The sequence below is a fragment of the Porphyromonas sp. CAG:1061 genome, from assembly GCF_000435035.1.
GTDB lineage: Bacteria > Bacteroidota > Bacteroidia > Bacteroidales > Porphyromonadaceae > Porphyromonas_A > Porphyromonas_A somerae.
In genome coordinates, this window is sequence record NZ_HF988907.1 from 17,812 (window position 1) to 23,595 (window position 5,784).

Below are 5,784 nucleotides of genomic sequence, written 5' to 3' on the forward strand. Positions count from 1 at the left end.
ACCAAGGGGAGGCTACCACAGACTTCGCAGGAGTACTTTACCGAGCAGGAGCCTATAGACCTGGAGATACCTCTGGTGGTGATGATCAATGGAGGCTCGGCTTCGGCGAGTGAAATCGTGGCAGGTGCTTTACAGGATCTGGATAGAGCGGTGATCGTAGGGAGTAAGAGCTTTGGAAAGGGGCTAGTACAGACCACGCTTCCAACCCCGTATGATGGCATCCTCAAGCTGACCACTTCGCGCTACTACATACCGAGCGGGCGTTGCATTCAGCAGCTCGATTATTCACACCGCAATCCCGATGGATCAGTTGCCTCGGTACCCGATAGCTTGACCAATGTATTTCACACGGCAGGGGGGCGTGAGGTACGTGATGGCGGTGGCATTCGACCAGATGTGGAGATTGAGGGAGAGATGATGGATGCCATCACGATTGCCCTCAGCAACCAAGGGCGGATCTTCCAATTTGCCAACCAACTCTTTTTGGAGCACCCACAGGCAAAGGAGCTACAGGATATTGTGATCTCTGATGAGGAGGTGGCTCGGTTTATTGGAGAGCTAAAGGGGGAGGATTTTGAATTTGGCGAGATGAGCCTAGAGATGCTGAAGTCGGTGGAGCAGGTAGCTAAGTTTGAGGGATATGAGGAGGTGAGCAAGGAGGCATTTGCCACTCTTCGCAAAGCACTTACGCCCTCAATTGATCAGGCATTTGCCAAGAGTCGGGATCAGATTGTGCGTCTGCTCCAAGGTAGCCTTGCTCAGCACTATTTCGGTCAGGAGGGGCAGTTTGCTATCACACTCCAAGACGATCCTACCATGCAGGGAGCTATGGACATCTTGAGTACGCCAAAGCGGTATCACGACATTCTACGGAAGTCATCACTCCGATAATCTCATCACTATGGCGAAGCACGATAGAGGCGGTATGATATTTTCTACCAATAGAGACCTAATGGACCAACTCCAGAGCACCCCTCAGGTGGAGACTTTGCCCCCTGAGAAGCAACCTCTAGTGGTACGCAGAGATAATAAAGGACGGAAGGGCAAGGTAGTGACGCTGGTGGAGGGATTTATAGGCAGTGATGATGAGTTGCAGACTCTAGCAAAGCGACTGAAGGTGGCTTGCGGTGTAGGTGGCAGTGCCAAGGAGGGCGAAATACTGATACAGGGCGAGGTGCTGGAGCGGGTAATGACTCTACTTCAGCAGTGGGGATACGAAAAGTGCAGAAGGAGATGACGGAAGCTGCGGTTAATAAGTCGGCAGGTAAGGAGCAAAAACCGCTTAATATATTCAAAGCATCGGCGGGTAGTGGCAAGACCTACACGTTAGTGCATCGGTATCTGGATCTGCTACTTTCGGATGGAATGGAGGGGGGATACAAGAGGATCCTTGTTGCTACCTTCACTAATAAAGCAACGACGGAGCTGCGGGAGAGGATTGTGAAGGAGCTATATGAGATTTCTCTCAACGGAAGAAAGCAAGAGAAGGGGGCGCCAAAGAAAACACCACAACAAATAGATAAAGAGAAAAGCAAAGCAAGGGAGGTGCTGGAGGAGATCCTGCTCGACTATGAATCTCTGAGGGTACAGACGATCGACTCTTTCTTTCAGGAGATTGTCCGCACCTTCGTGATTGAGCTGGAGAATAGTAGCGCCAATGCCGAGGTGGCACTCGATAGGGATGGGGCGATTGAGATGTCGGTGGATCGTCTCCTTTTGAATCAAGAGAGCAATGTATTTACTCGATTGGGCTCAGTGCTTCTCTCTCGAGTGGAGGAGGGTGATAGCACTGATGTGCGTGCGGCTATTATCAATCTTGCCAAGGAGATGCTCTACAACCCTCAGGCGGATAAATACCCTATCCAAGCCCTCGACCCTAAGGATATTGATCTAGCTGCAATGGAATTGAAGGCAAAGGCCGAGGAAGCTCTCTCAGAGATGGAGAAGCCTTTAGACATCCTTCAAGACACTCTTGCAGAATACGCCGATGAAGCACTGGCACTTAGTAGCTATGGTTTCCTACAAGCTCTGCAAGGAAAGGAGCTATCCGAACTGATCGTTAGGAAGATCACGGACCCACAAAAGCCTGTATACGACGGCAGGATAAAGGTGGGAAAAGATGGAAAGTTGGCGATCTTCTCTAGTAAGAACTTCAAAGTGGTGGCAAAGCAGTTTCCGGAGCTACTGAATGGTCTGGACGATATAGAGCAGAAGCTATACGACCTTAATAATGTGATTGGTCAATATGCAGGCGACTATCAGCTCGCTAAACTGCTCAAGGAGCATCTGAGCCTGCTCCCTATTCTCTCGCAGCTACAAACGGAGATAGCACAATACCAAGAGGAGCATAAGGTGGTGCTGATCGAGGAGATCAATGAACTGGTTAAAAAGGTGATCAACGGTGCTTCTACCCCCCTTATCTATGAAAAGGTGGGCGGAAGGATTGACCACTATATGCTCGATGAGTTTCAAGACACCAACCGCACGCAGTGGGAAAACTTTAGGGTGCTGCTCATTGAAAGCCTGAGCCAGATGAAGGAGAACTTCCTCGTAGGCGACGTAAAGCAAAGCATCTATAGGTGGCGAGGTACCGATAGCTCTCTACTTAATAGTGAGGTGGAGAGTGACCGCATACTCCAATACTTTACAAATGATGACCCACTGAAAATCAATTGGAGAAGTGACGAAAACATTGTGCGCTTCAACAACCTATTCTTTAATAACATCTACGACTTCCCCTCCCATACTGATCTCGACGGGGAGAGTAATGAGGTTTACAAGAAGATATACGAGAGCAACGTCTGCCAAGAGCCTAACAAGAAGAATGGGCATGGCTACGTACGCTTTGAGCAACTAGAGGCAGGCGATGAGGGTGAGCCGGTAGAGGAGGTACTCACTAATCGGATAAAAAATCTGCTCCTAGACCTTCACAAAGATGGCTACAACCCAGGGGATATCGCCTTCGTGGTACGCACCAATAATGAAGCAACGAAGATAGCAGAGATGCTGAATAACTTCGCCACAGAAGACAAGGCCAATCGCCACTGCTTTGCCTTTCTCTCGGATGAAGCCCTACTGGTGAGCCACTCAAGCACAGTGAAGCTGATCACGGCACTATACCAGCATGTAGCCGACCCTCAAAACAGCCAGAAAAAGGTCTTCTTTGAGGTGGCATGCCATACCTTTGGGATATCAGATGAGGAGAAGATAGAGCAATTGATCCAAATAGTGCAAACGGGAGCTACCCTCTTTGAGATAACCAATGAACTCCTGGCAAATCTCGAGATACCAAGTGAGGAGGAGCTCTATATCAATTCGTTCCTAGACCTACTCCATGAGTTTGTAGAGAATGAGCCCAATACACTACTCCAATTTAGCTATTGGTGGAAGCGCATCGGTGTCCGGCAGATGGTAACCATGGGCAATGACGAAAACGACAAGATACAGCTGATCACTCTTCACAAAGCAAAGGGGCTGGAGTTTCCCGTGGTGATTATGCCCTATCTTGATTGGGATATCTCTAAGCTTAGCTTAAATAACAGTTTGGAGTTTTGTGACACCGAGAAGTACCTTCCTGAGGGCTTTGTGCAGCATCCACTCCCCTTCTATATTATTCCTGAAGCCCCCTCTGCACCACATCTCAATTCGCTCATTGGCAAGAAGTATAGAGAAATACACGAGGCCAACTACCTCGATAATCTCAACCTACTCTACGTGGCATTTACACGCCCGAAAGAGCGGCTCTACCTCTATACCAAAGAGAAGCCCAGCACTAAGAAAGTGACCCGTATCGTACACGAGCGACTAAGACTGCTCAAGAAGCTAGACCCCAGCGAGGAAAGTATGCTACAGTGTGAGAATGAAAAGGTTTGGACCTATGGTAATGAGCAAAGGGGGGATAAGAAGAAAGAGGAGACCTCCACTAAGGAAGAAGTAGCGACAAAGGTGGAGCTACACCTTAATAAAGAGCCACGCCAATCGATTCTTAGGCGGATAGAGTCCGAAGCTGCCTTTGATAGTGAAGCTATTCAGCACGGGATTAAGATGCACGATGTGATGTCGAGAGTGATCTCGTGGGACGACTTTGAGCACGCCGTTGCCCGCCTACCTAAGACAGAGGAGGAGAAGCAGACCCTGATCAACCAATTTAATACAGCTCTGGCAGAAGACCCACAGCTACGAGACTGGTTTACCCCCAAGGAGGGAAGGAGCATTCTCACCGAGCAATCTATCTACATCGGTGAGTACGACCAGCATAGGCGACCCGATAGGCTGATCATAGAGGGGAGCAATGCCATCGTAATTGATTATAAGTTTGGCGAGAATACCGATATACCGCAGTACCGAGCTCAGATCAAAGGCTACCTTAACCTACTAGAGAAGATGGGCTACCAAGCAAAGGGATATCTATGGAATTGGGAAAAGACCCCAGAGATTGTAGAAGTAAAGAAATAACACCATGGCTATGACCCCACTCATTGGCAAAACACTTTCGGAGCTCCAAGAGCTAGTTACCTCTTTGGGTGAACCTCGCTTTAGAGGCAAGCAGATAGCAGAATGGCTCTACCAAAAGCGCGCCACTTCCATTGACGAGATGACCAACCTCTCTAAGTCGTTTAGAGCTAAATTGGCGGAGAATTATCAGGTCGGTCGCACTCCATTCACGCACCGACAAATCTCCACGGATGGCACAGAGAAGTACCTTTTCCCTCTACTTGCCAATCCCGCCTACCAATTTGAGACCGTTTACATTCCCGAAGCTAGTCGAGCCACCCTCTGCATCAGCAGTCAGGTGGGGTGCAAGATGGCATGCTCTTTTTGTGCCACAGGCAAAATGGGCTGGTTGGACAATCTCTCAAGTGCCGATATTATCAATCAGGTGCTAAGCATCCCCCACTCCGATAAGCTCACCAACTTAGTCTTTATGGGGATGGGCGAGCCTTTGGACAACTATGAGGAGGTAGCAAAGGTGATAGAGATACTCACCGCCGACTACGGTTTGGCGTGGAGCCCCAAGCGGATCACGGTCAGCACGATAGGCGTAAAGGAAGGGCTCAATAGACTTTTACGGGAGCAGAGCGTACACATCGCTATCAGTATACACAATGCGATACCCGAGGAGCGACTACAATTGATGCCTGTGGAGCGAGCTTTCCATATAGAGGAGGTGGTGCAGCAGCTAAGCCAATACGACTTTTCGGGTCAGAGGCGGCTCTCCTTCGAGTACATTCTATTTGAGGGTCTCAATGATACCAAGGCACACGCCGACCGTCTGATAGCCCTCCTCAAGCCACTCGATTGTAGGGTCAATCTTATTCGGTACCACGCTATCCCAGGCATTCCCTACCATACCCCCACCTCGGAGCAGGTGCTTTGGTTTGAGGAGTACCTCAATAAGCACGGACTACGCACCACCACCCGACGCTCACGTGGCGAAGATATATCGGCAGCGTGTGGTATGCTCTCCACAGAAAAGAAAAAGTAACCCCTACGGATAAGATGGCTACCTACCGCCAAGCAAAAGACCTCACGAGAGGACCGATCGGGCCTCATCTTGTACACCTTGCCCTCCCCATACTAGGCACTTCCTTCATACAGATGCTCTACAGCTTTACCGATATGGCGTGGGTAGGGCGTCTCTCCTCCGAGGCAGTGGCAGCAACGGGAGCAGCCTCGGTCTTTACGTGGATTGCCAGCTCACTCTCTATGCTGAATAAGGTAGCTGCCGAGGTGGGGGTCTCCAATGCTCTAGGCCGAGGAGAGCAGGATGAAGCTCGCCAGTAC

Annotated in this window: 5 protein-coding genes; all 5 read left to right on the forward strand. The window is 49.8% G+C overall.

Annotated elements, in window-relative coordinates:
• The coding region (locus tag QVO39_RS04190; RefSeq protein ID WP_288171746.1) for a S41 family peptidase at positions 1-891 on the forward strand (891 nt) is incomplete at its 5' end.
• A 10-nt stretch (positions 892-901) separates the two neighbouring features.
• On the forward strand, positions 902-1,237 hold the full coding sequence (locus tag QVO39_RS04195; protein WP_021903140.1) for a translation initiation factor: 336 nt from the start codon (positions 902-904) through the stop codon (positions 1,235-1,237).
• Positions 1,234-4,455 carry a UvrD-helicase domain-containing protein gene (locus tag QVO39_RS04200; protein WP_021903141.1) on the forward strand — a complete coding sequence of 1,074 codons (3,222 nt, stop codon included), beginning with the start codon at positions 1,234-1,236 and terminating at the stop codon, positions 4,453-4,455. The genes QVO39_RS04195 and QVO39_RS04200 overlap by 4 nt, the downstream gene beginning before the upstream one ends.
• Positions 4,456-4,459: 4 nt before the next feature.
• A complete protein-coding gene (gene rlmN / locus QVO39_RS04205) occupies positions 4,460-5,485 on the forward strand; it encodes a dual-specificity RNA methyltransferase RlmN (RefSeq protein WP_021903142.1) in 1,026 nt (341 codons plus the stop codon).
• Positions 5,486-5,499: 14 nt separating this feature from the next.
• Positions 5,500-5,784, forward strand: a 285-nt coding sequence (locus QVO39_RS04210) for an MATE family efflux transporter (RefSeq protein ID WP_288171747.1), incomplete at its 3' end; no start/stop codon positions are given.

What these genes read in the sequence shown, in the direction of transcription:
- QVO39_RS04195 (WP_021903140.1), top strand. Translation starts at nt 902, where the DNA reads ATGGCGAAGCACGATAGAGGCGGTATGATATTTTCTACCAATAGAGAC.
- rlmN (WP_021903142.1), top strand. Translation starts at nt 4,460, where the DNA reads ATGGCTATGACCCCACTCATTGGCAAAACACTTTCGGAGCTCCAAGAG.
- QVO39_RS04200 (WP_021903141.1), top strand. Translation starts at nt 1,234, where the DNA reads ATGACGGAAGCTGCGGTTAATAAGTCGGCAGGTAAGGAGCAAAAACCG.